Here is a 25,153-nt window from a genome sequence, read left to right on the forward strand (position 1 = left end):
TTCTAGTATCGTTAATATATTAGAATGATTGAGCTACGCTTCTTTTTTTATAATAGCTTTATCGCTTCATTAAACCTGATTTATTTAATTGTTCCAACATATCTAAACGTGTTTTTTTACTTAAAAATCCTGCCACTTGTTGTGACCAAGTTTCAGAACGTTCTCCGTTTGTACGTTCTTTATAATAGTTACTAACAGTTTCATCATATTGACTTAATTCTTCACTTTGTTGTTTTTGGTTACTATTATAAACATTTTTGTGAAAGACATGTTCAAATGGTAGACGTGGTTTTGGTGCCCCATTCTCATCATCAGCAGGCTCACCTACTGCCATTCCGAATAAAGGAAAAGCATATTCTGGTAAGTCTAAAATTTCACGCACACGACCAACGTCATTACGTAAAGAACCTAAATATACAATACCGTAGCCCATATCTTCAGCTGTTAAAGCAATATTTTCAGACACAAGTGCAACATCAATAGATCCTACTAACAAACCTTCTGCAGATTCAAAAGATGTTTCCATATTATAATCAAATTTTTCATTAATTAAGCTATGTCGATAATAATCTAAAACAAATACAAATAAGTAACCATTATCTACTACATGAGATTGACCTGAAACTTCTTTTAATTGCGCTTTAATTTGTGGGTCATCAATACCAATAATTGAGTATGTTTGTAAATAACTAGATGTAGACGCATTTTGACCAGCTTCAACTAGTTTTTTTACTACCTCTTCACTTAAAGGTTTATCTTTAAATTTTCTTACTGAATGGTGTTTTTTAGTTAAATCATAAACATGATTCGACATTTAATTCACTCCTTATCATCTACTGAATATATCGTAACAATTTATACTTATGTTTGTCTTCAAAGTCACCTTTCTCTCTTTAATAAAAAATTTGCATGCTTGTATGTTTAAAGTTATCATAATAGTAATAATTTTCAGATATTTAAGGAGAGATACTATGCCTCAAGCTAACAAAGAAATTTCAAACGCACTATACAAAGCTTTTACTTCTAAGAAACCTATTGAATTTGTCAGTAAAACGCATGACATTAGTGAAGAAGAAGCATATAAAACTCAAGATGATTTGATTGAACAACTTGAAAAACATCAAAAAGCTACTATAAAAGGTTATAAAGTGAGCATGACTAGTGCTGCTACTCAAGCCATAGCTAAAACGCACGAGCCTGCTTACGGTACAATCTTGTCTACTCAGGTGGTTGAAAGTGACGCCAAAGTATCTTTATCAAATCTTTTCGATCCATTATTAGAACCAGAAATTATTTTTGAACTAACTGCTGATTTACCTGAAGATGCTTCTAATCAAACTATTTTAGAAAGTGTTAAAATCGCAGCAGGAATTGAAATCCCAGACGCGCGTTACAAAGATTGGTTCCCTAATTTCACATTAGGCGATTTAATTTCAGATAATACTGCTACAGGATTAATTGTCGTCGGGGAACGCGTTACACCTTTAGAATATAAAGAATTTGCAGATATTAATTTAGAATTATTTAAAGATGATAAAAAAATTGAAACTGGTCATTCAAGCGAGGTATTAGGTAACCCAATTGAATCAGTAAAATGGTTAAATAAAAAATTACATGCTCATGGTAAAAAACTAGAAAAAGGACAATTTATTTCTTCAGGCACATTTATTTCTCCTTTACATTTAGAAAAAGGCACTTACACTGCAAAATATGACAAAGTTGGTAGTGTAACAGTCAAAGTAGTAAATTAATTATATATTGAGGTCAGGATAGCGTAGCTTCCTGGCCTTGATGCTGTTTAAAATGAACATCTAATAATAGAACTAAATGCTTATGACAACTTCCTATCCCCTTCACTATATATAAACGTTTTTTGTCCATGTTTTACTTGTTCATTTTCAAAAATAAATCTTCTCCATTATCAAATACAGATGTTTAGTTGAGAATGATAAAGGATAAATGATAGTAAGAGGTATTTGCAATTTACAATATTTATTTAAAAAATATAAATTTAAATACTTCTTAACTATCTTAACAAATTATATAAAAACCCTTATTTAACAGTATTTAAACAACATTCCATTTCTTGCAAGCTTATTAAGTTGACGAAATGGAAACGAAGTGTAATAATAATATTCAAGAAATTAGAATTATTATAAATAAGCAATTATTCTTATGTAATTCTAAAAATTTTTTCGAAAATCAGGAGGAATTTAAGTTATGTCTTTAATCAATAAAGAAATTTTACCATTCACAGCTCAAGCTTATGATCCTAAAAATGATGAATTCAAAGAAGTAAGCCAAGATGATTTAAAAGGTTCTTGGAGTGTAGTTTGTTTCTACCCTGCTGACTTCTCATTCGTATGTCCAACTGAATTAGAAGATTTACAAAACCAATATGAAAAATTACAAGATTTAGGTGTTAACGTATTCTCAGTATCAACTGATACTCACTTTGTACACAAAGCATGGCACGATCATTCAGATGCTATCAGCAAAATCCAATACACTATGATTGGTGACCCTTCTCAAACTATTACTCGTAACTTCGATGTATTAGATGAAGAAGCTGGATTAGCTCAACGTGGTACATTCATCGTTGACCCAGATGGCGTAGTTCAAGCAGCTGAAATCAATGCAGACGGTATCGGCCGTGACGCTAGCACTTTAGTTAACAAAATCAAAGCAGCTCAATATGTACGTCAACATCCAGGTGAAGTATGCCCAGCTAAATGGGAAGAAGGTTCTGAATCATTACAACCAGGATTAGACTTAGTAGGTAAAATTTAAGGAGGCATTATAGAATGCTTAATGCTGATTTAAAACAACAATTACAACAGCTTTTAGGTCTTATGGAAGGCGATGTTGAATTCAGAGCTAGTATCGGTTCTGATGATAAGTCTAAAGAGTTAAAAGAACTTTTAGATGAAATCGCTGAAATGTCAGACCATATAACGATTGTAGATAAAGAGTTAAAACGTACGCCAAGTTTCACAGTAAGTAAACCTGAAGAAGATACAGGCATTACGTTTGCTGGTATTCCATTAGGCCACGAATTCAACTCACTTGTTTTAGCAATTTTACAAGTGAGTGGTCGTGCTCCTAAAGAGAAACAATCAATCATTGATCAAATTAAAGGTTTAGAAGGTAACTACAACTTCGAAACTTATGTAAGTTTAACTTGTCAAAAATGTCCAGACGTTGTCCAAGCATTAAACTTAATGAGTGTTATTAACCCTAATATCACTCATACAATGATTGATGGGGCTGTCTTCCGTGAAGAATCAGAAGACATTATGGCTGTCCCTGCAGTCTTCTTAGATGGTGAAGAATTTGGCAATGGTCGTATGACTATTTCTGATATCTTAACTAAATTAGGAAGTACACAAGATGCTTCTGAATTTAACAATAAAGAACCATATGATGTTTTAATCATTGGTGGTGGACCAGCAAGTGGTAGTGCTGCAATTTATACTGCACGTAAAGGTTTACGTACAGGTATTGTAGCTGACCGTATCGGTGGCCAAGTTAACGATACTGCTGGTATTGAAAACTTCATTACTGTTAAAGAAACAACTGGTTCTGAGTTCTCTGCTAACTTAGCAGCACATATCGAAGAATACGATATTGACGCTATGACAGGCATCCGTGCTACAAGTATCGAGAAAACAGATAAAGCTATTCGTGTAACACTTGAAAATGACGCAGTTCTTGAAAGTAAAACTGCTATTATTTCAACAGGTGCAAGTTGGCGTAAATTAAACATTCCTGGTGAAGATCGCTTAATCAACAAAGGTGTTGCTTTCTGCCCTCACTGTGATGGTCCTTTATTTGAAAATAAAGACGTTGCAGTTATCGGTGGCGGTAACTCAGGTGTTGAAGCAGCTATCGATTTAGCAGGTATTGTAAACCATGTTACATTATTTGAATATTCATCTGAACTTAAAGCAGATACAGTATTACAAGACCGTTTACGTTCTCTATCAAACGTAGATATTCATACAAATGCTAGAACTGCTGAAGTTTTAGGTGAAGATCATGTAACTGGATTAAGCTATGAAGACTTAGAATCTGGCGAAATGAAAGAATTAAGCTTAGATGGTATCTTCGTACAAATTGGTCTTGTACCAAACACAAGCTGGATTGGTGACGCAGTAGAATTAAATAATCGTGGAGAAGTAGTTATCGATCGCGATAATCATACAAATGTTCCAGGAATTTTTGCTGCTGGAGACGTTACTGATCAAAAAAATAAACAAATTATTATTTCAATGGGCGCAGGTGCTAATGCGGCACTAAATGCCTTTGATTATATAATTAGAAATTAATAACTAGAACTTTTCTAGTTTGTCACTTAACCTATCAAATATCTTCATATTAAACCGAGATGCTTATTAGTATCTCGGTTTTTTTACGTATAATAATCTATTATATATTTGTTTCAAATAGATAAATTAGTCATCACTTGCCATAAATTGTTCATAGATAATTTTTATTTTAAGTTCTTATCATTCAAATATTTGCCTATAAATGATAATCTATTATTATGTTTTATTTATAAAGGAGATTATTAAAATCTATGAAGAAGAGTATTATAGTTGGCGGAATTTTAACACTACTTTTAACTTTAAGTGCATGTGCACCTCATAATGATGATAGTAATGAAAAAAATGAAGATCATCTACAAAGTAATGGTATTTCGGCTCCCAAACACGCTAGAAACTTAACAGATAAGGATATTTTCACCTCAGATAAAACTAACCAAAAAATTAGTGAAGATGAGATGAATAAAGCGATAAAGAAATATTTAGATGTTAATAGCGATATTCTAGATAATAAATATATTTTACAAAGTCAGATAGATAAACAAAGTGGCGGTCAAACAAGAGTCACAAAAGCTCAAGCAAACAAATTGAGTAAATTATCAAATGTAGCAGTTAAAAATGACTTACACTTTAAGAAATTTGTTGAAAATAATACTATCCCTGCAGGTTACAAAGACAACATAACTCGTATTATTAATTATTTTAACGCATTAAATAGTACAATTTCGGATATAGACGAAAAATTAGAACAACTTAATTATGAGCCTCAAAATACAATTAACGTTGTTGATGTACCTACACATTATGCTGGAGACGTAAATGGTAAACAGCAAAATAAAATTAAAAAATTCTTAAAAGATAAAAATATCAAAACAGACGTTTTTGATAAATAATAGAAAAAAGCCACACTTTAACGAGTATTTTCAATTCGTTAAAGTGTGGCTTTTTAGATTTCTATGTATATTGGCTTACAGTTTTCAATATTATAATCCAACGCTTCTTTTTTAGTAAGCATTCCAAAGTAAACGAGCATGCAACGAATTACTACTTGATGAGCTACTATCACTATTGTTTCAGCGTCTTGCGATACTTCATTTTCAAAAAATAACCGAATTCTATTTAAGACATCCCCATAACTCTCCCCTTCAGGCGCTTTCTGTGTAAAACTATGACGGAAATCTTTATATTCTGGGTGGTTAAAATATTGATGATACTGATTATCCTGCATTAATTTATCTTTATATTCGCCTTCAAATACACCTAATGAGCGTTCTCTGAGACTTGGTGTAACGGTAGTAGGAATATCATATGGAAAGATATTGTTATAAGTTTCAATCGTACGTGTTAAATCAGATACATAGACATAATCAATATCCATATCTTTAAAGTAGCTTTCTAATTTTTGTGCACCTTCAACACCCTTTTTAGTTAAATGTACATCTAATTGGCCACAGAAATAAGCACGATGATGTTTGTTATCATAATTCGATTGTGACTCTCCATGTCTCACTAAATATAGTTTCACCTTAATATTTCTCCTTCTTTTTTAAAATTAAGTACTCTTACTTAATAATAAATTAACCGAAAGTCCAATTAAAATAAAACCGACTGCATAATCAAATATCGATTTAATTTTTGGATTACTAAATAGTAATTTGATATATTGAAAAACAAAAACACAAAATAAAAACCAACCACAAATCACTAAAATGACAATAACGGATAACATTGCAATTTGTGATTTAACTTCAATACCACCAGTTGATAAAAATTGCGGTAAGACACTGACATAATATAATAAAGCTTTAGGGTTTAAAATAGTACTTAAAAACCCCTGACGGTAAGAAGTAAAACGGCTTACATTATTTCTGCCACTTTTAGCAGAAGTAAAATCCATAGATTGACGTGCACTAAGAATGCTTTGGATTCCTAAATATATTAGATAACAAGCTCCTAAAATTTTAATAATAAAAAATACATAATACAAACTAGTCAGTAAATAAATAATTCCAAATACTGCTAAGGACGAATAAACAATATGTGCCGAAGTGATTCCAAATGCTGACATTGCTCCATTTAATTTACCAGAATGAATCGTATTTTTCATAACAATTAAAAAATCAGGACCTGGTACGATAATAATTAGAAGCGTAATAATGATGAAAGTTACAATACCTTCCATATGACACCCTCCTTAAGTAAAATATTACATTAATTATGCCATATGAAGTGTGAGGAAGGTAAGTCATCCAGACGTCTTAAAGTCAAAAAGAGTAATTGCAACTTATGTAAAAGGTCTTATTTATATTTACAAGCTATTAATTATTTTTACTACTTTAATATCAATCTATAATTTTTCAGTTTTTATTAGTTTATGATTGTCATACCATTACATTACATGATAATATTAACGTGTAGTTAAATTATAACTACAAAGTCTTTTATATTCATGAACATAATACTCCTGGGTGACGCCTTAACCCGACGTCACCCTCTTTTTATGCCCTTTTTTAAGATTTAATTTCCTAATAAAAAAAGAGAGCCATTCAACATAGCCCTCTTTAACTCTTCAAATATTATTATTTTCTGATAACACGTAAGATTAAGCTTACGATAAAGATCAAAATAATTGAACCAATTAATGCTGGGAAGATTGGTACGCCGCCCCATACAGGACCCCACATACCGAAGATTCTACTACCGATTGCTGAACCGATTAAACCAGCGATGATGTTACCGATAATACCGCCTGGGATATCTTTACCCATAATCATACCGGCAACCCATCCGATTAATCCGCCGACGATTAACATAATAATAAAGCTCATAATCAGAATTCTCCTTATCTTTTTGTTTTTTATTTGCTTCTTACTTATACCACCATTAATTATTTTTAAACATATTTATTAAAAATTAATTAACTTTTTATAAGAAATTTACTTGAATTCATTTTTTAATACTTCTGAATTTTTTCTTTACGTGACATAACTAAGTTAATTGCTAGCCATACGATTTGTATGATAATAGGTAATAGAAATGCTATTGCCATAATAATAATAGATATTGCTCTTAATTCTGGTGTTTGAACAATACCAGCTGCGTCTGTACGTCTTTCCCAAATCATTACTGAACTGCTAATGAATAAGATAATCCAAAATGCAGAAACGATCCACCACAAAATCCATGAAAGTTTCATCTACTTATCTCCAATTAATATTTTTTATTTAGGTATTAATCTATTCCCTTTTCCAAAGATAAAAATCATAAAAGTACATTATTCTGAAAGTCTATAAAATTCTAATGCATTCTTATAAAAAATTCTTTCTTGAATGTCTTGGTTAAAATGATCCTGGATTAGTTGAATATCTTCTACGTTAAATGGGCGATTGGCACGTGTGGAAGGCAAATCAGTACCGAACATGACAGCATTAGGATTGATGTTGATTAATTCTTGAATAGCTGATAAAGGATCAATTTCAATTCTACCGAATCCAGTTGCTTTTACATAAACGCCCTGTCTAACTAAGTCTTTCAAGTCTTCAAATCCTTCTTCAGTTAAACCTAAGTGATCAATAGACACTTGAGGTAGTTGAAGGATAACCTCTTTATATTTAGTTAATTTCTTCGACTCAATGTAGATTTCTGTGTGCCAACCTACTAAATCATAAACGCGTTGCGCAAATGCTTTAAGTTTCGAAATATCTTCTGACCCACCGCGTTTTACATTAAATCTAATCCCCTTAGTTCCCAAAGTATTTAATCTGCGAATCTCTGCATCGCTAGTAGTTATCGGTAGCTGAGTGGTTCCTACGAATTTGCCATCTAATTTATGAAGGGCATCCACTAAATAATCTTGATCGAACTCTTGAAATGAACCTGAAACAACTGCACCACCAATAATCTCTAAATCATTAGTACGATTTAAGTAATCTTGTGTAGTGAAGGAAGGTGGCATATAACCATTATTCTCTTTAACTGGGAAATTAAAATCAATAATATGAAAATGTGCATCAAAAATTTTCATAACGATAACCCCTTTGTTTACAATTTATAAATTAAAAATAACATAATTATGAATAATGACTTAAAAGACTTGATAAAATTTGTGAAGAGGAATAGTATAATTAAATAACGTGGGTTTATTTTTATAAAAGACTTTATAAGTTTGTTAGGAAGATAATTTAACAGGGAAAATAAGATTATCTTACATTCCAGACTTAGCATATACAGGGAGGTTATGTATCATGAGTTCACATACACTTTTTAACTTAAGAACAAAACGAAATCTTGAAATTAATGAATTAACAGAGTTATTAAATAAAAAATATGGTACACACTATGAACCACATCAATTATGGGAATGGGAAAACCATCAACATGAACCTAGTTTCAAAGATGCGATGATTCTCGCAGACTTCTTTGATACACCTTATCAAATGTTAGTTGAAAGTAAATATAAAGAATATCAACAACATATTGATGATATAGATATTCGTTTATAATTTAAAAATGATTAAATCCGACTTCGATAAAGAAGCCGGATTTTTGTTTATAGTTAGATATAACGTTTTCGGAATTTCTGCCGTGCGAGGTTTAATTATTCCTCTTCAGTGTTGTTATCGCTACTGTCTTGTTGTGTTTGATCTGCTTGTTGTTCTTGTGGTTGGTCCGAAGCTTGTTGTTGCTCTGTTTGTTGTTGCGCTTGGTCTTGGTTACCATTGTCTGCAGCTTGTTGTTGGCTTTGGTCTTCTTGTTCTTCGTTATCTTGACTACCTGCAGCATTTTGAATAGGTGTATTTACAGCGTTCTCATGCGCTTGTTGGCTATTTGCTATAGTTTGTCCTTTGTCAGATTGTTGTTGATTATCGTCACTATTTTGTTGTTCATCACTATTGTCTTGCTGATTATTTTCTTCTTCAGCTTGTTGATGTTTAGCGTTTCTTTCCTCAGCAGCTCTTTGTTGTTCTCTTCCTTTAGCTTCTGCTTGTGCTCTTTGTTCCTCAGTCATGTCTGAGTAATCACCCACTATAGAGCCATCTTTCTTACTTACTGCAACGCCCACATCTACTGGAGTAGATACCACGCTTTGTGCTCTATAACTAATATAATAATTATCATCGGTTGTTTTATCATTATTAATGTGGAACGAATTCCAATCAGGTTGTTTACTTCCACCTATTTTTTCCTTAACATGACTTTTGGCGATTTGAATAGCCTCATCTTCACTAACCTGAGCCTCGTTAGCGTTATCTTCACTATTTTCAGATGCGTCATCTTCAGCTTGATTATCTGCGTTCGCATCATCATTATTGTCTGAGTTCGCCTCGTCATTATTGTCTGAGTTGGCCTCTTGATCATCGTTTGAGCCCTCGTCATTAGTACTATCTTGGTCTTGAGGTTGTGCTGAGCCAGTCATATACTCTCCACCAGCTTCAGTATCTCCATTTGAGTCATTGCTATCGTTTTGCGCATTATCATTTGTTGATGAATGCTCTTTATTATTAGATTCATCTCCAGATTTTTTAGGATCGTTAGATTTTTTTCCAGAATCTGAGTCATTATCTTTCTTTTGCTCTTGTTTGTTATTGTTTGAATTCTCGTCGTCTCCACCCGGTAAACCAATATTTAAACTACATGCTCCCAATAGAAATGTTGACGCCGTTAAACCTGCTAAAAAATATTTACCCTTCATAATTTAAAAACTCCTTATGTATATCTACTTAAATCATAACATTTAATATTCATTTTATTAACAATATCGTACAACTTATTACAAACTTTAAAAATCATTTACGTTGTAATTTTTAAGTATATTTATTATTTTAGTATTGATATATACAGTTTATTTTTTGAAAAGGAGGTTTTACACAATGGAAATAACTACAAATTGTAGTTTAAAAACTTTTATTTATCGACGGGTTAGTGTACCGGGTAGTCTTACTTTAACTAATCATCACTTAACTTTTGCGTCCTTTAGTTTAACCAATAGTCCACTCAATATACAAATTCCACTTGAAGATATTAAGAAAGTTAAATTAAAAAAAGGTATCTTTATAAAATCATTAGGCATATTCTACAATAATGATTGGTATGTATTTAAATACTTTCAAGATGATAACTATAATAAAATTTATAATCATTTAAATCAAAAACAAAAATAAATCAGTAAGTTGATGCTTCAGCCCTTCTTCTACCCTTCCCTTAAATTCCAACACAAAAAATAACCCCGCAAGCCTTAAGCTTACGGGGTTTAACCAATACTTATATATTAGTTTTCGTCTTTAACATATGGTAATAAAGCCATATGACGAGCACGTTTGATAGCTGTAGTCAACATACGTTGATATTTAGCTGAAGTACCAGTTACACGACGTGGTAAAATTTTACCGCGTTCTGAGATAAAACGTTTTAATAATTCAGTATCTTTATAGTCGATGTGTGTAATGCCATTTGCTGTGAAGTAGCAAACTTTTTTACGACGACGACCGCCTCTTCTTGGTCCACCTGCCATGGTTAATTACCTCCTTTTGAAATAGTTTTTATACGTTCATTTTATTATTAGAATGGTAAGTCATCATCACTAATATCAATCGGGCCATTTGCATTCGCAAAAGGATTATCTGATTGTTTATTATTTGATGATTGATTATTGTTATAAGACGTATTTTGTCCTGATTGTTGACCACCAAATCCTTGACCGTAGTCTTGGAAATCATTGTTACTACTTTGATTACGTTGGCCACCTTGAGCATTTTTAGGTTCAAGGAATTGAACACTATCAGCTACAACTTCAGTAACAAAGATACGACGACCTTCTTGATTTTCATAACTGCGTGATTGTATGCGACCATCAACGCCAGCTAAACTACCTTTGAATAAATAATTATTCACATTCTCTGCTTGTCTTCTAAACACAACAACATTAATAAAGTCAGCTTCGCGTTCCCCTTGAGCATTCGTGAAAGTACGATTAACTGCTAGAGTAAATGTCGCTACACTTACGCCTGAGGGAGTGGTTCTGTATTCTGGATCTTTAGTTAAACGACCTACTAATACAACTCTGTTTATCATTAAAACGCCCCCATTAAATTATTACTTATCTTGGTCTTCGCGGATAACGATATAACGGATGATATCGTCACTGATTTTAGCTAAACGTTGGAATTCGTCTGTAGCTCTGTTGTTATCAGTTTTAATGCGTACGATGTTATAGAAACCTTCTTTGAAATCTTCAATTTCGTAAGCAAGACGGCGTTTACCCCAGTCTTTTTCTTCTAAAACTTCTGATCCTTCTGAAGCTAAGATACCGTTAAAGCGTTCAACAACAGCTTTTTTAGCATCCTCTTCAATGTTAGGACGTACGACATACATAATTTCATATGTTCTCATTTTATACTTGCACCTCCTTGTGGTCTATGCGGCCTATCGACTCCTGTCGACAAGCAAGGAATAATTTTCATTACTCACAATCAAGAATTATAGCATAGAGTATTACTTTTTACAATAAATTTTCACTCTCTCAATTTTCTTTTTTGAAAAGGCAGTCCCAAACATGAAATAATGCTCATATGCTCCTTAATAATATCAATAAACACCATCAAAACAATGAATTGAACAAAGAAGATGTAAAAGTACTTTTCAAAACAGAACAAATGTTCTATAATGATGGCGAGGTGTAAAACATGCAATTAGATTTAGATTGGGACAAAGATTTCCAAGAATTTCAAGAAGTCTTAAATTGCGGTATCAATCCAGAATGGTTATATTGTGCGAAAGCCAATATGGTACTCGAACCTGCCTACACTGGAGAAGGTAAACAGTTTTTCAGCACCAAAGATATTATTGAAGCAAGTAAAGTTATACCGTTCTTTTAAGATATAATGAAATAAAATATATAAAAAAGCAATGTAAGTTCCTTGTCACTCTAAGCCACATGAAACTTACATTGCTTTATTTTTATCATTTATTACGAATTACAATTCTAAACGTTGAATCTGAAGTGAACAATGTCACCATCTTGCATAATATACTCTTTACCTTCTAAACGTTGCTTACCGGCTTCTTTAGCACCTTGTTCTCCGCCATTTGCAACATAGTCATCATAACTTGTTACCTCAGCACGAATGAAGCCACGCTCAAAGTCAGTATGAATAATACCTGCACATTGTGGCGCTGTCATACCTTGTCTAAATGTCCAAGCACGAACTTCTTGTACACCAGCAGTAAAGTAAGTTGATAATCCTAATAACTCATAAGTTGTTCTGATTAATCTATTTAAACCTGGTTCTTCAATACCTAAATCTTCCAAGAACATTTCTTTATCTTCATCATCTAAAGTAGCGATTTCTTCTTCAATTTTTGCACTGATAACGATAACTTCTGAATCTTCTTTCGCAGCATATTCACGAATCACTTTCACTTTATCATTATCTTCATTACCAATTTCATCTTCGCCAACATTAGCTATATAAAGCATTTTTTTAGATGTTAATAATTGAGCTTGATTAACATATTTTTGATCTTCATCATTAAATTCTAAACTACGAACAGGATTACCATTTTCTAAAGCTTCTTTGATTCTAGATAAAATACGTAACTCCATTTCAGCAGTTTTATCTTTTTGACGTGCCATTTTTTCAATTCTAGGCAAACGCTTTTCTACTGATTCTAAATCAGCTAATACTAATTCCATATTGATAACTTCAATATCATCTAAAGGATTAACACGCCCAGATACGTGCGTAACATTTTCATCATCAAATGCACGAACAACTTGGCAAATTGCATCTACTTCACGAATATGAGATAAGAATTTATTACCTAAACCTTCACCTTTAGATGCACCTTTAACAATACCTGCAATGTCTGTAAATTCAAAAGTAGTTGGAATTGTTTTCTTAGGTTCTACCATTTCAGTTAATTTATTTAAACGTGTATCTGGTACTTCTACAATACCTACGTTTGGATCAATTGTTGCGAAAGGATAGTTCGCAGCCAATGCGCCTGCCTTAGTTATTGCATTAAATAGAGTAGACTTACCAACGTTCGGTAACCCTACGATACCTGCTGTTAAAGCCATTAATCATTCTCCTAACTTTCTGTATCTTGTTGAGATACTAATATTTTTTTTAATTTTTTATTAAACGTTTGACGTGGAATCATAATACTTCTTTGACAATTTTCGCATTTAATTCGAATATCTGCACCCATGCGAATAATTTTAAATCTGTTTGTTCCACATGCATGTTGTTTTTTCATTTCTACTATATCATTTATTCCATAATTTGACGTCATGAAATTGCCCCCAATGATAATTAAGCTTTATCTTGTGCGTCCATACTTTTAACATAGATTGGTTGTGGTAATTTAATACCTTCTTGTACGAAAACTCTTTGAATTTCTTTACGTAAAATTCTTGAACCTGAGGCACCTTCACCAGGAATCGTTTCTGCAGAAATTCTAAATATTACTTTCGTTTCATCAATCGAATCAATACCTTCCACTACAGGATCTGTAATGAATAGATAGTATTTACTACGCATTGCAGTGAATAATTTATTTAATCGTTTTTCAACTTTATCTAAGTTTTCCTCTACAGAAACTGGAATTTTCACAATAGCGAAACCATTTGTAATAGAGAAGTTAGTAATTTCTCCCATACTACCATTTGGCAGAATTGTTAATTCCCCAGTAATCGTATTAATGCGTGTCGATCTTAAACCAATTGATTTAACCGTACCTTCAGCTACAGTCGTACCACCGCTATTAATTTTAACGTAGTCACCTACATCGAATTGATTTTCAAAAATAATAAAGAAACCAGTAATGATATCTTTTACAATTGTTTGAGCACCAAAACCAACGGCTAAACCTACAACACCAGCACTGGCAATAATACCTTCTACGCTAATACCAAATTTGCTTAAAATTGTGGTAATAACGATAAACCATACGATATATTTTACTACATTTTGAACGAGTGACACTAGCGTTCTAGAACGTTTCTTATTTCCTTTACTACTTTTATTTTGAAGTTTAAATGCTTGTTCAATGACTTTATTCAATATAGCAATCACTATTATGGCTACCAGAATATAAATAAGTATTAAAATAAGTTTAATTCCTAAGTTTTCATATGTTTCTGGCTTTGTCAAAGGCTCAAATAGTGAAGACAACACATTTTTAACCTGATTCATTCAAAATTTTCCTCCTTTTTAATTTGAATTTTCATCATAATTTAATAATTATACAGTGTTTCAATAAGATAATATATCGGTCTTTAGCTTTATTCATTAACGCTTTTTCTCACAGAAAGGCTAAAGATAACACATCAATTAATTCGTAAACAAATTACTTAGTTCCTGAAAGCAATTTCAAATTATTTATCACTTAATTTTTTTATTAGATTTTTGAATTCTTCTTCAGATTTAAATTCAAATGTAATTTTACCGATACTTTTACTAGTAGAAATATCTACTTTCGTTCCATATTTTTCTTTTAAAAGACGTTCTTGTTTTTGAATAAATTTCGGTTTTAAATGCGTTGATTTAGAGCTATTTTTAGACTCCTTACCGTCTTGTAATTCTGCTACAACATTTTCTAAATACCTTACACTCCATGCTTCTCGAATGGCTTGTTTCGCTAATTTATTCATAGTCGAAGTCTCTTTTACACCTAATAAGGTACGGCCGTGAGCACCTGATAATTTCCCATTTTTTACTAACTTAGAAACTTCCGAAGGTAAATTTAGTAGTCTCAACATATTAGCAATATATGGACGAGATTTACCTAATCTTTCTGCAACTTTTTGTTGGGTGATACCTAAATCATCCATAAGTCGTTTATAACTTTCAGCTTCTTCAATCGCATTTAAATCTTCACGCTGCAAATTTTCAATAATGGCTAGTTCCATCATGTCAGAGTCTGATAACTCTTTTACAATAGCCGGTACTTCATCCAATCCAGCTATTTGTGAAGCTCTAAATCTTCTTTCACCCACCACAATATAGTAACCTTGAATCGTTTTACGTAAAACGATAGGTTGCAAGATGCCATGCGTGCGAATAGAATCTGCTAAATCTTGCAATTTATCTTCATCAAATGTTTTACGAGGTTGATAAGGATTGGCTTTTATTTCAGAGATAGCTATTTTTTGCACTTGCTCATTTTGATTTAACGTTAATCGCTCGTCTTGTTCATATGCCATGAATTTTGCCTCCTCCCTTTTATTAATTAAAACTTTAATATTTCAAATCATAATATAGTATCTGATGTTATGACTCTTACTTAGCTTTAATTTTAAAAAATATTTCATAATTTTCACAAGAACTATTTATCATATTATCTTAAAGATTGTAAAAATTTTTTAAAAGCTTTAACTCAATCGCATCAATGTATTAAACGCTTTCCAAAATAACTGTTTAATCTAAATTTTCAGAAAAGTTGTTGACAAATGTAATTTCTGTCTGTAAGCTATGAATTAACTTAAAAAAACACAAATTACACACGGCAATAAGGAAAGTAAAACTTACACTGCTGATACAGAGAGTCTCGTAAGCTGAGAAGAGACATAGAAAGAAAGTTTGAAAATGGCCTTTGAGTGTTGATGCCAATATGAGGTGTCAACGGGTTCGCCCGTTACAGCGATACAGTATTAACATTTTTGTTTAATGGCGTACTGGAATGTTAGACGTCACTAAATTATCGTTAATACTCATTTACTTATATAAGTTAAATGAGTTTTTTTATTAGAAGTTATTAACTATGAATAACGATAATGAAGTGGTTCCCTTTTTCAGTACTAATTAAAATCAAATTTGGCGTACTGTTTGAGGTTACTTTAGTAATAAAGTAATAAACAAAGGTGGTACCGCGAAACAAGCTTTCGTCCTTTACATCCGATACATATCGGGTTTAAAGGACGGAAGCTTTTTTTATTGAGAATAAATTTGGAGGGTTTGACATGAAAGATACTCAATTAGCGCAAATTTCCTTAACTAAAGATACGACTGGTGCAATTGCTAATCCAATATATTTGTCTACTGCATATCAACATCCTCATCTTGGACAATCAACAGGATACGATTATACGAGAACAAAGAATCCTACACGCTCAGCATTCGAAGAATCATTCGCCAAGTTAGAAGGTGGACTTGCATCTTTCGCCACATCCAGTGGAATGGCTGCTATTCAATTAGTCTGTAATCTTTTTAAACCGGGTGATGAAATTTTAGTAGCCTTTGATTTATATGGTGGCACATTTAGACTATTTGATTTTTATGAAAAGCAATATGGCATTAAATTCATTTATGTAGATTTTTTAAATTACGAAGAAGTCACGACTCATATTACACCTAATACTAAAGCACTTTTCATCGAACCTATTTCAAATCCTCAAATGATTGAAATAGACGTTGAACCATATTACGTACTGGGTAAAAAGCATAATTTATTAACTATTATCGACAATACGTTTTTAACACCTTATCTATCTACTCCATTAGAGGAGGGCGCAGACATCGTTCTTCACTCTGCTACAAAATATATAGGCGGACACAATGATGTATTAGCGGGCGTAGTCACAGTGAAAGATGAAACTTTAGCTGAACAGCTTGGTCAATTCCACAACATGATTGGCGCAACGTTATCACCACTCGATAGTTATTTACTACAACGTGGTTTAAAAACATTACATTTAAGAATTGATCGTTCTCAAGAGAATGCAAAGAAATTAGCCGAAAGGTGTCAAACGTCAGAATCAATTGATGAAGTACTTTATAGCGGTAAAACAGGAATGTTAAGTTTACGACTTAATAAGGCTTATAGCGTCGCTAAATTTTTGGAAAATTTAGAAATTTGTATTTTTGCAGAGAGCTTAGGTGGAACTGAAACATTTATTACCTTCCCTTACACACAAACGCACGTTGATATGCCTGACGAAGAAAAAGATAAACGTGGTATCGACGAACACTTAATCAGACTATCTATTGGTATTGAAGACTACAACGATATTGAAGCAGATATTATTCAAGCACTAGAGAATTCTAAAGTAGGAGTGATTTCATGAGTTTATCCAAAGAAACAGAAGTTATTTTTGATGAACATAGAGGCGTAGATTACGATTCAGCGAACCCACCACTGTACGATTCTTCTACTTTTCATCAAAGTATCCTAGGTGGTAACGCTAAATTCGATTACGCAAGAAGTGGTAATCCTAATCGCCAATTACTTGAGGAAAAGTTAGCCAAACTTGAAGGTGGCCAATATGCTTTCGCTTTTGCATCAGGTATAGCTGCTATTTCAGCTGTACTACTTACGTTAAAAGCCGAAGATCACGTCATTCTTCCAGATGATGTTTACGGTGGAACGTTTAGACTAACTGAACAGATCCTTAATCGTTTTAATATTCGATTTACTACAGTTAATGCGACCAACCCTATTGAAATTGAGCACGCGATTCAAGAAAACACTAAATTAATTTATGTAGAAACACCTTCGAATCCATGTTTTAAAATTACCGATATTAAAGCAGTTGCTAACATTGCGCGTCAACATGAGTTACTACTCGCGGTTGATAATACTTTCATGACGCCTTTAGGACAATCACCGCTTGCTTTAGGTGCCGACATCGTCGTTCATTCAGCCACTAAGTTTTTAGGAGGACATAGCGATATTATAGCTGGCGCTGCAATTACAAATCGTAAAGATGTTGCAGATGCACTTTATTTACTTCAAAACGGTACTGGCACTGCCCTTTCTGCACACGATAGTTGGACTTTAGCTAAACACTTAAAAACCTTACCCGTACGTTTTAAACAATCAACATCAAACGCGGAACAACTTGTTGAATTTTTAAGTAATCAAGAAGAAATTGCTGAAGTATATTATCCCGGAAACAGCTCACTCCACTTGTCTCAAGCTAAGAGTGGTGGCGCCGTTATTGGTTTCAGATTAAAAGATGAAACAAAGGCACAAACTTTTGTAGACGCACTTACTTTACCTTTAGTTTCAGTAAGTTTAGGCGGTGTAGAAACGATTCTTTCGCATCCTGCTACAATGTCACACGCTGCCGTGCCTGAACATGTTCGAAATGAACGAGGTATTACATTCGGCTTATTCCGATTAAGTGTAGGTTTAGAACAACCGCAAGAATTAATTGCAGACATCAACTACGCATTAAAGGAGGCTTTCAATGAGTCGCTTATTAAACCAATTACAGAACAACGTTTTAGTAGCTGATGGCGCAATGGGAACTATCCTCTATTCAGAGGGGCTCGACACTTGTCCTGAAGCTTACAATCTTACTCATCCAGACAAAGTTGAACGCATCCATCGCTCCTATATAGAAGCAGGTGCCGACATTATTCAAACCAATACTTATGGAGCTAATTTTGAAAAGTTAAAAACCTTTGGCTTAGAACACAAAGTGAAAGAAATTCATAAAGCGGCTGTACAAATTGCAAAGCGTGCAGCTGACCCTACTACTTTCATATTAGGTACAGTTGGTGGTTTCAGAGGATTAAAACAAGAAGAATTACCATTATCTACCATACAATATCATGCAGAAAATCAAATTGACACACTTGTAGAGGAAGGCGTAGATGGCTTACTCTTCGAAACTTATTACGATCTAGAAGAGTTAACTAATATCGTTACTAGTACACGTCGCAAGTATGATATTCCAATAATCGCTCAACTTACCGCTTCAAATACAAATTATTTAGTCGATGGTACTGAAATCAATGAAGCTTTGAAGCAACTAGTAGAATGTGGCGCAAACGTGGTCGGACTCAATTGCCATCATGGTCCTCACCATATGCAACGTTCTTTCTCTCATATCGAATTGCCAAAGGATGCATATCTCTCATGTTATCCAAATGCAAGTCTTCTCGATATCGAGAATAGTGAATTTAGATATAGTGATAACGCACAGTATTTCGGAGACGTGGCGCAAGAATTGATTAATGAAGGGGTCAGAATAATAGGAGGCTGTTGTGGCACGACTCCTAAACATATCGCCTACATCAAATCTTCTGTGAAAGATTTGAAACCTGTGACCACTAAAAAAGTAGTCCCGATAAATCGTAAAACAAATCATTCGGTTACTCATACTTATAAACATAATTTAACTACCAAAGTTAAAAATGGGCCAACAGTGATTGTTGAGCTTGATACGCCAAAGCATCTGGATACTGATTTATTCTTCGAGAATATTCGTAAGCTGGATGAAGCTCATATTGATGCCGTAACACTTGCCGATAACTCACTTGCTACGGTGCGTGTCAGCAATATTGCAGCAGCAAGCATTATCCGACAGCGCTATGATATTGAACCACTCGTTCATATCACCTGTCGTGATAGAAATTTAATTGGCTTACAATCTCATTTACTTGGACTATCACTCATAGGTGTTAATGAAATTTTGGCCATTACTGGCGATCCTTCAAAAGTAGGTCATCTACCTGGAGCGTCAAATGTTTATGACGTCAATTCCAAAGGATTAACAGAATTAGCTTTACGATTTAACCAAGGTATCAATACAGACGGTGATGCGCTGAAGAGACACACAAACTTCAACATCGCTGGTGCGTTTGACCCTAACGTTCGTAAATTAGACGGCGCAGTCAAACGCCTAGAGAAAAAAATAGCAGCGGGCATGAGTTACTTCATCACACAACCTGTTTATAGTAAGGAGAAAATTAAAGAAGTATATGAGGCAACGAAATACCTCAATGTACCACTATTTATAGGTATCATGCCAATCGTGAGCTATAATAATGCACTTTTCCTACATAACGAAGTGCCAGGTATTAAGATGTCGGAAGATATATTAAACCAATTTAAAGCAGTAAAAGATGATAAAGAAAAAACAAAAGCATTAAGTTTGAGACTTTCTAAAGAATTAATCGATACAGTTCATGAGTACTTTAATGGTTTATACATTATTACCCCTTTCCAACGCATTGATTATTCATTAGAACTCGCAGCGTATTCTAAAGCAATTACCCAAAACAAGGAGGCAATATCATGACAACAATTAAAACTTCAAATTTAGGATTCCCAAGATTAGGTAGAAAAAGAGAATGGAAAAAAGCAATTGAAAGCTACTGGGCTAAAAAAATTGATAAAGCAGAATTAGACCAAACGTTAACGGACTTACATCGAGAAAATTTATTACTTCAAAAAAATTACAACTTAGATAGTGTACCAGTTGGTGATTTCTCATTATATGATCACATTCTTGATACATCATTATTATTCAACATCATTCCTGAACGTTTCCAAGGACGCGAAGTAAATGACGACTTACTATTTGATATTGCACGTGGTAATAAAGAACATGTCGCGAGTGCATTAATTAAATGGTTCAACACGAACTATCACTATATTGTGCCAGAATGGAATAACGTTGAACCTAAAGTGAATCGTAACGTATTATTAGACCGCTTTAACTATGCAAAATCTCTTAACGTTAATGCGCATCCTGTTATCGTTGGACCAATCACTTTTGTGAAATTATCTAAAGGTGGCAACCAATCATTTGAAGAGAAAGTACAAACTTTACTTCCATTATATAAAGAAGTGCTTCAATCACTTGTAGATGCTGGCGCTGAATACATTCAAGTTGATGAACCTATTTTAGTGACAGATGAAAGTGCAAACTATGAAGACATTACGAAAGAAGCTTATAACTATTTTGCTGAAGCTGGATTAGCGGATAAGTTAGTTATCCAAACGTACTTCGAACGTGCAAATGTTAAATTCTTAAGTTCATTACCAGTTGGTGGTTTAGGTTTAGACTTCGTACATGATAATGGCTATAACTTAAAACAAATTGAAGCTGGTGACTTTGATAAAGCTAAAACGTTATATGCTGGTATTATCGACGGCCGTAATGTCTGGGCAGCTGACATCGAAGGTAAGAAAGAATTAATTGAAACATTACAAAACTATGCTGAAACGATCGTCATTCAACCATCATCTTCATTATTACACGTTCCTGTGTCATTAGATGATGAAACATTAGATGAATCTATTGAAGAAGGTTTAAGTTTCGCTACTGAAAAGTTAGACGAGTTAGACGCACTTCGTCGCTTATTTAATCACAACGACAGCAAAAAATATGACGAGTTAAAATCACGTTATGAACGTTTCCAAAGTCAATCATTCAAAAACTTAGAATATGACTTTGACAGCGTGCCAACAAGTCGTAAATCAGCATTCCCTGAACGTAAAAAAGTACAAGATGCACGTTTAAATTTACCAGATTTACCAACTACAACTATTGGTTCATTCCCTCAAACACGTGAAGTACGTAAATATCGTGCTGACTGGAAGAACCATCGCATTTCAGATGAAGAATATAACAACTTCTTAGAAAGTGAAATTGCACGTTGGATTAAAATCCAAGAGGATATCGGTTTAGATGTACTTGTGCATGGAGAATTCGAACGTAATGACATGGTTGAATTCTTTGGTGAGAAACTTCAAGGTTTCCTAGTAACTAAATTTGGCTGGGTTCAATCTTATGGTTCACGTGCCGTAAAACCACCAGTAATTTATGGAGATGTAAAATGGACTGAACCATTAACTGTAAAAGAAACTGTTTACGCACAAAGTTTAACTGACAAACCTGTAAAAGGTATGTTAACAGGTCCTGTCACTATCTTAAACTGGTCATTCGAACGTGTAGACGTTCCACGTAAAGTCGTTCAAGATCAAATCGCATTAGCGATTGATGAAGAAGTATTAGCATTAGAAGAAGCGGGTATTAAAGTAATCCAAGTAGATGAACCAGCATTACGTGAAGGTTTACCATTACGTTCTGAATACCATGAACAATATCTTGCAGATGCAGTGAATTCATTCAAACTTGCAACATCTTCAGTCCAAGATGAAACTCAAATTCATACTCATATGTGTTATTCTCAATTTGGTCAAATCATCCATGCAATTCATGATTTAGATGCAGATGTTATCTCTATTGAAACATCACGTAGTCATGGTGATTTAATCAAAGACTTTGAAGACATTAACTATGATCTAGGTATTGGTTTAGGTGTTTATGACATTCACAGCCCACGTATTCCTACTGAAGACGAAATTGCGACTGCGATTGATCGTTCTTTACAACAAATTGACCGTTCATTATTCTGGGTTAATCCAGACTGTGGCTTGAAAACACGTAAAGAAGACGAAGTGAAAGACGCTTTAACCGTATTAGTCAACACAGTACGCAAAAAACGAAAAGAAACAAGCCAAAATAAACCAGCATAAGGAACAATCTTGAAATCCGTTTAGATAAATTTCTTAGGATTGCCTGGCATAGGTGACTAGAACTGAAGCAAGCTTTTTAAAGCGATGGTTCAGTTCAGTCAGCCACTGCCAAGTGATAGTTATAAATTACTATTATTGGAGGTGTTATAAATGACAAATTATCCATTATGGGATCAATTATCTACATTAAAAGAGAGTGAATGGGTTGATTTAACACATACCTTTGACCCAGAAATCCCTCGCTTCAGTGAATTTGAAAAAGGGGAAGTATCAACACTATTTAACGTCAAAGACCATGGGTTTTATGTACAACGTTGGAATATTGTGACACAATACGGCACACATATTGATGCACCAATTCACTTTGTTGAGAATAAACGCTATCTAGAAGAATTAGATTTAAAAGAATTAGTCTTGCCCCTTATTGTCTTAGACTTTTCAAAAGAAGCAACAGAAAATGCTGACTTCATTGTTACCAGAGATCATTTAGAACAGTGGGAAGCTGCGAACGGTAAAATTGAAGAAGGAACATTTGTAGCATTACGTACAGATTGGTCTAAACGTTGGCCGGATATTGAAAAATTTGAAAATAAAGATGCTGAGGGTAACCAACATTTACCAGGTTGGGGTCTAGATGCCTTAAAATTCTTAATCGAAGAACGTGGCGTGAAATCTATCGGACATGAAACATTCGATACAGATGCATCTGTAGATACAGCTAAAAATGGAGATATCGTCGGAGAACGCTATATTCTCGGACAAGATACTTTCCAATTGGAGTTATTAACAAACCTGGACCAATTGCCTACACGCGGTGCAGTTATTTATGCAATTAGTCCGAAACCTAAAGACGCACCAGGATTCCCAGTGCGCGCTTTTGCGATTAAACCTTAATGAATACTTAAAATAAAAGCGACCCCTATTCAATATATAATTAGAAGATGAGCTCCCCCTAGAGCTTGATAATGAGCGATCAAAAACCTCTTCTATTACTAAAACATCCTGCCATGTAAGCCGGTATCTCCGGTACATGACAGGATTTTTTTATTGATACATTTTGATTATTTCAACAAGTTCTGAGTGAATAGCAGGATGCGCAATGATAGCGCCTTTAACGTGATTTAAATCGATAGCCTTTCCTTCAATATCTGTTACCTCCAACCCAAGTTCTTGAGCATAAAGGAGTTGAGCACTCATGTCCCAAAGGTTTGCTCCCACATCAATGCTAGCGCCAAAGTCCCCTGTGATTGTTCTTAATGCGCCGATACCTCCAGCACCAATAAAACGAAATCCATGAGCTTTAGATAATAACGCTTTTAAAAGGTCAGAACTTGAATGTTTTGAATCAATTGAAATTAAAGCATCTTTAAGAGATTGATACTTCTTAACTTGAAGTGGCACACCATTGATTGTAACCCCTTCGCCCTTCACTGCTTTGTATAATTTTTGTTGATAAAATTCATAAGTATACGCTAATAATGGCTCCCCATTATAAAACAAACTTAAGATTAAACAATAATCTTTCCCTTGTTTCACAAGATTCGTCGTGCCATCAATTGGATCTATTGCCCATGCATAACCGCTATACATATCGACATCAACATTACTTTTTTCTTCCCCCATTAACTGATGGTCTGGATAATATTCATTTAATAACTTAGTAAAATCAGCTTGAACTTCTTTATCAATGTTTGTCACTAAATCCAGTTCATTTTTCTTCGTTTCTACGTAAAAATCTTGTCGCATTCTTTCCACTTTAAGCGCAATCATTTGAATCCATTGTTCCATTCGTTGACTAATGTCTTGTAATGTTTCCATGCTTCACTCACCTTTTAAAATTATTAATCCATCATCTTTTATATCTCAAATTCAAAGTCCAAATTCTTCTAATCAATCTATTTGATTTCTGCAATATATTCATTTTATATACTTCACTTACATCATACCCGTTACAAACTAGCGCGTGCTATAAATCCTTCTCATTTTCTCTTAGATTAATTAAAGCTTTAACGGGTAATTCAATAATATCTTACTTATATCGTATTTAATAAGGAGGAGTAATCAAATGACTAATAAAACAATTTATGACGTTATTGAAACTGGCGTGAATTATATATTATCTGTGTACGATAGTTGGAACGTTGAAGAGGTATTAGATAAAGAAGATCATTTCTTCCCAAATACATTACATTGGCAATACGGTCATGTTTTAACTATCTTTGAAGAAGCTCTTGCATTAGGTAATCAAAATGTAGTAGACGTTGAAAAATACCATAAATTATTTGGCTATGGCTCTAGCCCTAAAGATTGGAAAGAGCAAGACGTACCTTCAATTGAAGACATTAAAAAAGATTTAAAAACACTTCCTGAACGCGCTCAAAAATTAACAGATGCAGATTTACAACAAGAATTAAACCAACCCGTAGCTGGGTTCAAAACACTTGATGAATTACTAGTATTAAATGCCATCCATGTGCCATTACATGCAGGTAAAATTGAAGAAATGACACGTGTACTTAGAGAGCAACATCAGCATTAATTTTTAAATTATT

At 33.6% G+C, this 25,153-nt stretch carries 28 protein-coding genes and 1 other annotated feature; of the genes, 13 read left to right on the plus strand and 15 right to left on the minus strand.

Annotated features, from left to right (window positions below):
• Nucleotides 1-58: 58 nt before the first annotated feature.
• The gene (locus tag LIX58_RS03800; RefSeq protein WP_126564631.1) at nucleotides 59-814 is read right to left on the minus strand and encodes an NADPH-dependent oxidoreductase; all 756 of its coding nucleotides are present in this window, start codon (nucleotides 812-814) and stop codon (nucleotides 59-61) included.
• 157 nt (nucleotides 815-971) lie between these two features.
• Between LIX58_RS03800 and LIX58_RS03805 the strand changes: the two genes are divergently transcribed.
• The 4 genes from LIX58_RS03805 (at nucleotide 972) to LIX58_RS03820 (ending at nucleotide 5,218) form a co-directional block, all read left to right on the plus strand.
• Nucleotides 972-1,751 (plus strand): 2-keto-4-pentenoate hydratase, encoded by a 780-nt coding sequence (locus tag LIX58_RS03805; RefSeq protein WP_126564630.1) that lies wholly within the window; start codon nucleotides 972-974, stop codon nucleotides 1,749-1,751.
• A gap of 469 nt (nucleotides 1,752-2,220) precedes the next feature.
• Entirely contained in the window at nucleotides 2,221-2,790 is a 570-nt protein-coding gene (gene ahpC, locus LIX58_RS03810; RefSeq protein WP_126564629.1) for an alkyl hydroperoxide reductase subunit C, read from the plus strand.
• 14 nt (nucleotides 2,791-2,804) lie between these two features.
• The gene (ahpF, locus tag LIX58_RS03815) at nucleotides 2,805-4,328 is read left to right on the plus strand and encodes an alkyl hydroperoxide reductase subunit F (RefSeq protein WP_126564628.1); all 1,524 of its coding nucleotides are present in this window, start codon (nucleotides 2,805-2,807) and stop codon (nucleotides 4,326-4,328) included.
• Between the two features lie 251 nt (nucleotides 4,329-4,579).
• Nucleotides 4,580-5,218, plus strand: a complete 639-nt coding sequence (locus tag LIX58_RS03820; protein ID WP_126564627.1) for an NDxxF motif lipoprotein — start codon at nucleotides 4,580-4,582, stop codon at nucleotides 5,216-5,218.
• A 53-nt stretch (nucleotides 5,219-5,271) separates the two neighbouring features.
• On the opposite strand, the gene LIX58_RS03825 is transcribed toward LIX58_RS03820, so the two are convergent.
• The 5 genes from LIX58_RS03825 to LIX58_RS03845 all read right to left on the minus strand — a co-directional run bounded on the left by LIX58_RS03825 (nucleotide 5,272) and on the right by LIX58_RS03845 (nucleotide 8,349).
• Nucleotides 5,272-5,850 (minus strand): histidine phosphatase family protein, encoded by a 579-nt coding sequence (locus tag LIX58_RS03825; protein ID WP_154838201.1) that lies wholly within the window; start codon nucleotides 5,848-5,850, stop codon nucleotides 5,272-5,274.
• 27 nt (nucleotides 5,851-5,877) lie between these two features.
• Nucleotides 5,878-6,507: a LysE family translocator gene (locus tag LIX58_RS03830; protein ID WP_126564625.1), complete on the minus strand. Its 630-nt coding sequence runs from the start codon at nucleotides 6,505-6,507 to the stop codon at nucleotides 5,878-5,880.
• Between the two features lie 397 nt (nucleotides 6,508-6,904).
• On the minus strand, nucleotides 6,905-7,153 hold the full coding sequence (locus LIX58_RS03835) for a GlsB/YeaQ/YmgE family stress response membrane protein (protein WP_126564624.1): 249 nt from the start codon (nucleotides 7,151-7,153) through the stop codon (nucleotides 6,905-6,907).
• Between the two features lie 125 nt (nucleotides 7,154-7,278).
• Nucleotides 7,279-7,521 carry a DUF3923 family protein gene (locus tag LIX58_RS03840; RefSeq protein ID WP_126564623.1) on the minus strand — a complete coding sequence of 81 codons (243 nt, stop codon included), beginning with the start codon at nucleotides 7,519-7,521 and terminating at the stop codon, nucleotides 7,279-7,281.
• A 78-nt stretch (nucleotides 7,522-7,599) separates the two neighbouring features.
• Entirely contained in the window at nucleotides 7,600-8,349 is a 750-nt protein-coding gene (locus LIX58_RS03845; RefSeq protein ID WP_126564622.1) for an amidohydrolase family protein, read from the minus strand.
• Between the two features lie 220 nt (nucleotides 8,350-8,569).
• On the opposite strand from LIX58_RS03845, the gene LIX58_RS03850 reads away from it, so the two are divergent.
• A complete protein-coding gene (locus LIX58_RS03850) occupies nucleotides 8,570-8,827 on the plus strand; it encodes a helix-turn-helix domain-containing protein (RefSeq protein ID WP_126564621.1) in 258 nt (85 codons plus the stop codon).
• Nucleotides 8,828-8,922: 95 nt separating this feature from the next.
• Here the strand turns inward: LIX58_RS03850 and LIX58_RS03855 are convergent, their stop codons facing one another.
• On the minus strand, nucleotides 8,923-10,017 hold the full coding sequence (locus LIX58_RS03855) for a hypothetical protein (protein ID WP_154838202.1): 1,095 nt from the start codon (nucleotides 10,015-10,017) through the stop codon (nucleotides 8,923-8,925).
• Between the two features lie 178 nt (nucleotides 10,018-10,195).
• Here LIX58_RS03855 and LIX58_RS03860 point away from each other — a divergent pair, with 178 nt between their 5' ends.
• Nucleotides 10,196-10,486 carry a GRAM domain-containing protein gene (locus tag LIX58_RS03860; protein ID WP_126564619.1) on the plus strand — a complete coding sequence of 97 codons (291 nt, stop codon included), beginning with the start codon at nucleotides 10,196-10,198 and terminating at the stop codon, nucleotides 10,484-10,486.
• Between the two features lie 107 nt (nucleotides 10,487-10,593).
• Here the strand turns inward: LIX58_RS03860 and rpsR are convergent, their stop codons facing one another.
• Genes rpsR through rpsF form a run of 3 tightly spaced genes read right to left on the minus strand, consistent with a single transcriptional unit; the run spans nucleotide 10,594 to nucleotide 11,714 of the window.
• Nucleotides 10,594-10,836 carry a 30S ribosomal protein S18 gene (gene rpsR / locus LIX58_RS03865; RefSeq protein ID WP_002447994.1) on the minus strand — a complete coding sequence of 81 codons (243 nt, stop codon included), beginning with the start codon at nucleotides 10,834-10,836 and terminating at the stop codon, nucleotides 10,594-10,596.
• A gap of 47 nt (nucleotides 10,837-10,883) precedes the next feature.
• On the minus strand, nucleotides 10,884-11,396 hold the full coding sequence (gene ssb, locus LIX58_RS03870) for a single-stranded DNA-binding protein (protein ID WP_103329472.1): 513 nt from the start codon (nucleotides 11,394-11,396) through the stop codon (nucleotides 10,884-10,886).
• Nucleotides 11,397-11,417: 21 nt separating this feature from the next.
• Nucleotides 11,418-11,714, minus strand: a complete 297-nt coding sequence (rpsF, locus tag LIX58_RS03875) for a 30S ribosomal protein S6 (protein ID WP_011276867.1) — start codon at nucleotides 11,712-11,714, stop codon at nucleotides 11,418-11,420.
• Nucleotides 11,715-12,007: 293 nt separating this feature from the next.
• Here rpsF and LIX58_RS03880 point away from each other — a divergent pair, with 293 nt between their 5' ends.
• Nucleotides 12,008-12,199: a hypothetical protein gene (locus tag LIX58_RS03880; RefSeq protein ID WP_126564618.1), complete on the plus strand. Its 192-nt coding sequence runs from the start codon at nucleotides 12,008-12,010 to the stop codon at nucleotides 12,197-12,199.
• Nucleotides 12,200-12,306: 107 nt separating this feature from the next.
• Here the strand turns inward: LIX58_RS03880 and ychF are convergent, their stop codons facing one another.
• From ychF to LIX58_RS03900, 4 genes are all read right to left on the minus strand, one after another.
• Entirely contained in the window at nucleotides 12,307-13,404 is a 1,098-nt protein-coding gene (gene ychF / locus LIX58_RS03885) for a redox-regulated ATPase YchF (RefSeq protein ID WP_126564617.1), read from the minus strand.
• 11 nt (nucleotides 13,405-13,415) lie between these two features.
• Nucleotides 13,416-13,619, minus strand: a complete 204-nt coding sequence (locus LIX58_RS03890) for a DUF951 domain-containing protein (RefSeq protein WP_126564616.1) — start codon at nucleotides 13,617-13,619, stop codon at nucleotides 13,416-13,418.
• 20 nt (nucleotides 13,620-13,639) lie between these two features.
• A complete protein-coding gene (locus tag LIX58_RS03895) occupies nucleotides 13,640-14,521 on the minus strand; it encodes a mechanosensitive ion channel family protein (RefSeq protein WP_154838203.1) in 882 nt (293 codons plus the stop codon).
• Between the two features lie 182 nt (nucleotides 14,522-14,703).
• Nucleotides 14,704-15,531 (minus strand): ParB/RepB/Spo0J family partition protein, encoded by an 828-nt coding sequence (locus LIX58_RS03900; protein ID WP_126564614.1) that lies wholly within the window; start codon nucleotides 15,529-15,531, stop codon nucleotides 14,704-14,706.
• 293 nt (nucleotides 15,532-15,824) lie between these two features.
• Nucleotides 15,825-16,220, plus strand: a binding site (T-box leader).
• Nucleotides 16,221-16,287: 67 nt separating this feature from the next.
• Here LIX58_RS03900 and LIX58_RS03905 point away from each other — a divergent pair.
• From LIX58_RS03905 to LIX58_RS03925, 5 genes are all read left to right on the plus strand, one after another.
• Nucleotides 16,288-17,391 carry a PLP-dependent transferase gene (locus LIX58_RS03905; RefSeq protein ID WP_154838204.1) on the plus strand — a complete coding sequence of 368 codons (1,104 nt, stop codon included), beginning with the start codon at nucleotides 16,288-16,290 and terminating at the stop codon, nucleotides 17,389-17,391.
• The gene (gene metC / locus LIX58_RS03910) at nucleotides 17,388-18,563 is read left to right on the plus strand and encodes a cystathionine beta-lyase MetC (protein WP_154838205.1); all 1,176 of its coding nucleotides are present in this window, start codon (nucleotides 17,388-17,390) and stop codon (nucleotides 18,561-18,563) included. The genes LIX58_RS03905 and metC overlap by 4 nt, the downstream gene beginning before the upstream one ends.
• Nucleotides 18,517-20,355 (plus strand): bifunctional homocysteine S-methyltransferase/methylenetetrahydrofolate reductase, encoded by a 1,839-nt coding sequence (locus LIX58_RS03915; RefSeq protein ID WP_154838206.1) that lies wholly within the window; start codon nucleotides 18,517-18,519, stop codon nucleotides 20,353-20,355. Before metC ends, LIX58_RS03915 begins: the two co-directional genes overlap by 47 nt.
• Nucleotides 20,352-22,601 (plus strand): 5-methyltetrahydropteroyltriglutamate--homocysteine S-methyltransferase, encoded by a 2,250-nt coding sequence (gene metE, locus LIX58_RS03920; RefSeq protein WP_226386086.1) that lies wholly within the window; start codon nucleotides 20,352-20,354, stop codon nucleotides 22,599-22,601. Before LIX58_RS03915 ends, metE begins: the two co-directional genes overlap by 4 nt.
• A gap of 150 nt (nucleotides 22,602-22,751) precedes the next feature.
• Nucleotides 22,752-23,495 carry a cyclase family protein gene (locus LIX58_RS03925; RefSeq protein ID WP_154838208.1) on the plus strand — a complete coding sequence of 248 codons (744 nt, stop codon included), beginning with the start codon at nucleotides 22,752-22,754 and terminating at the stop codon, nucleotides 23,493-23,495.
• A 150-nt stretch (nucleotides 23,496-23,645) separates the two neighbouring features.
• On the opposite strand, the gene LIX58_RS03930 is transcribed toward LIX58_RS03925, so the two are convergent.
• Nucleotides 23,646-24,419: an inositol monophosphatase family protein gene (locus LIX58_RS03930; RefSeq protein WP_226386087.1), complete on the minus strand. Its 774-nt coding sequence runs from the start codon at nucleotides 24,417-24,419 to the stop codon at nucleotides 23,646-23,648.
• Between the two features lie 247 nt (nucleotides 24,420-24,666).
• On the opposite strand from LIX58_RS03930, the gene LIX58_RS03935 reads away from it, so the two are divergent.
• A complete protein-coding gene (locus LIX58_RS03935) occupies nucleotides 24,667-25,140 on the plus strand; it encodes a DinB family protein (protein WP_226386088.1) in 474 nt (157 codons plus the stop codon).
• Nucleotides 25,141-25,153: the final 13 nt, after the last annotated feature.

Source organism: Staphylococcus sp. Marseille-Q1834 (assembly GCF_916858875.1).
In the GTDB taxonomy this organism is placed as follows: Bacteria; Bacillota; Bacilli; order Staphylococcales; family Staphylococcaceae; genus Staphylococcus; species Staphylococcus pragensis.

Excerpts from the sequence above, each read along its gene's own strand:
- LIX58_RS03890 (WP_126564616.1), bottom strand. The coding sequence starts at position 13,619 with ATGACGTCAAATTATGGAATAAATGATATAGTAGAAATGAAAAAACAA.
- LIX58_RS03845 (WP_126564622.1), bottom strand. The coding sequence starts at position 8,349 with ATGAAAATTTTTGATGCACATTTTCATATTATTGATTTTAATTTCCCA.
- LIX58_RS03830 (WP_126564625.1), bottom strand. The coding sequence starts at position 6,507 with ATGGAAGGTATTGTAACTTTCATCATTATTACGCTTCTAATTATTATC.
- LIX58_RS03820 (WP_126564627.1), top strand. The coding sequence starts at position 4,580 with ATGAAGAAGAGTATTATAGTTGGCGGAATTTTAACACTACTTTTAACT.
- ssb (WP_103329472.1), bottom strand. The coding sequence starts at position 11,396 with ATGATAAACAGAGTTGTATTAGTAGGTCGTTTAACTAAAGATCCAGAA.
- LIX58_RS03900 (WP_126564614.1), bottom strand. The coding sequence starts at position 15,531 with ATGGCATATGAACAAGACGAGCGATTAACGTTAAATCAAAATGAGCAA.
- LIX58_RS03930 (WP_226386087.1), bottom strand. The coding sequence starts at position 24,419 with ATGGAAACATTACAAGACATTAGTCAACGAATGGAACAATGGATTCAA.
- rpsR (WP_002447994.1), bottom strand. The coding sequence starts at position 10,836 with ATGGCAGGTGGACCAAGAAGAGGCGGTCGTCGTCGTAAAAAAGTTTGC.
- rpsF (WP_011276867.1), bottom strand. The coding sequence starts at position 11,714 with ATGAGAACATATGAAATTATGTATGTCGTACGTCCTAACATTGAAGAG.
- ahpC (WP_126564629.1), top strand. The coding sequence starts at position 2,221 with ATGTCTTTAATCAATAAAGAAATTTTACCATTCACAGCTCAAGCTTAT.
- LIX58_RS03935 (WP_226386088.1), top strand. The coding sequence starts at position 24,667 with ATGACTAATAAAACAATTTATGACGTTATTGAAACTGGCGTGAATTAT.
- LIX58_RS03805 (WP_126564630.1), top strand. The coding sequence starts at position 972 with ATGCCTCAAGCTAACAAAGAAATTTCAAACGCACTATACAAAGCTTTT.
- LIX58_RS03925 (WP_154838208.1), top strand. The coding sequence starts at position 22,752 with ATGACAAATTATCCATTATGGGATCAATTATCTACATTAAAAGAGAGT.
- LIX58_RS03835 (WP_126564624.1), bottom strand. The coding sequence starts at position 7,153 with ATGAGCTTTATTATTATGTTAATCGTCGGCGGATTAATCGGATGGGTT.
- LIX58_RS03860 (WP_126564619.1), top strand. The coding sequence starts at position 10,196 with ATGGAAATAACTACAAATTGTAGTTTAAAAACTTTTATTTATCGACGG.
- LIX58_RS03880 (WP_126564618.1), top strand. The coding sequence starts at position 12,008 with ATGCAATTAGATTTAGATTGGGACAAAGATTTCCAAGAATTTCAAGAA.
- LIX58_RS03840 (WP_126564623.1), bottom strand. The coding sequence starts at position 7,521 with ATGAAACTTTCATGGATTTTGTGGTGGATCGTTTCTGCATTTTGGATT.
- ychF (WP_126564617.1), bottom strand. The coding sequence starts at position 13,404 with ATGGCTTTAACAGCAGGTATCGTAGGGTTACCGAACGTTGGTAAGTCT.
- metE (WP_226386086.1), top strand. The coding sequence starts at position 20,352 with ATGACAACAATTAAAACTTCAAATTTAGGATTCCCAAGATTAGGTAGA.
- metC (WP_154838205.1), top strand. The coding sequence starts at position 17,388 with ATGAGTTTATCCAAAGAAACAGAAGTTATTTTTGATGAACATAGAGGC.
- LIX58_RS03905 (WP_154838204.1), top strand. The coding sequence starts at position 16,288 with ATGAAAGATACTCAATTAGCGCAAATTTCCTTAACTAAAGATACGACT.
- LIX58_RS03915 (WP_154838206.1), top strand. The coding sequence starts at position 18,517 with ATGAGTCGCTTATTAAACCAATTACAGAACAACGTTTTAGTAGCTGAT.
- LIX58_RS03895 (WP_154838203.1), bottom strand. The coding sequence starts at position 14,521 with ATGAATCAGGTTAAAAATGTGTTGTCTTCACTATTTGAGCCTTTGACA.
- LIX58_RS03850 (WP_126564621.1), top strand. The coding sequence starts at position 8,570 with ATGAGTTCACATACACTTTTTAACTTAAGAACAAAACGAAATCTTGAA.
- LIX58_RS03855 (WP_154838202.1), bottom strand. The coding sequence starts at position 10,017 with ATGAAGGGTAAATATTTTTTAGCAGGTTTAACGGCGTCAACATTTCTA.
- LIX58_RS03800 (WP_126564631.1), bottom strand. The coding sequence starts at position 814 with ATGTCGAATCATGTTTATGATTTAACTAAAAAACACCATTCAGTAAGA.
- ahpF (WP_126564628.1), top strand. The coding sequence starts at position 2,805 with ATGCTTAATGCTGATTTAAAACAACAATTACAACAGCTTTTAGGTCTT.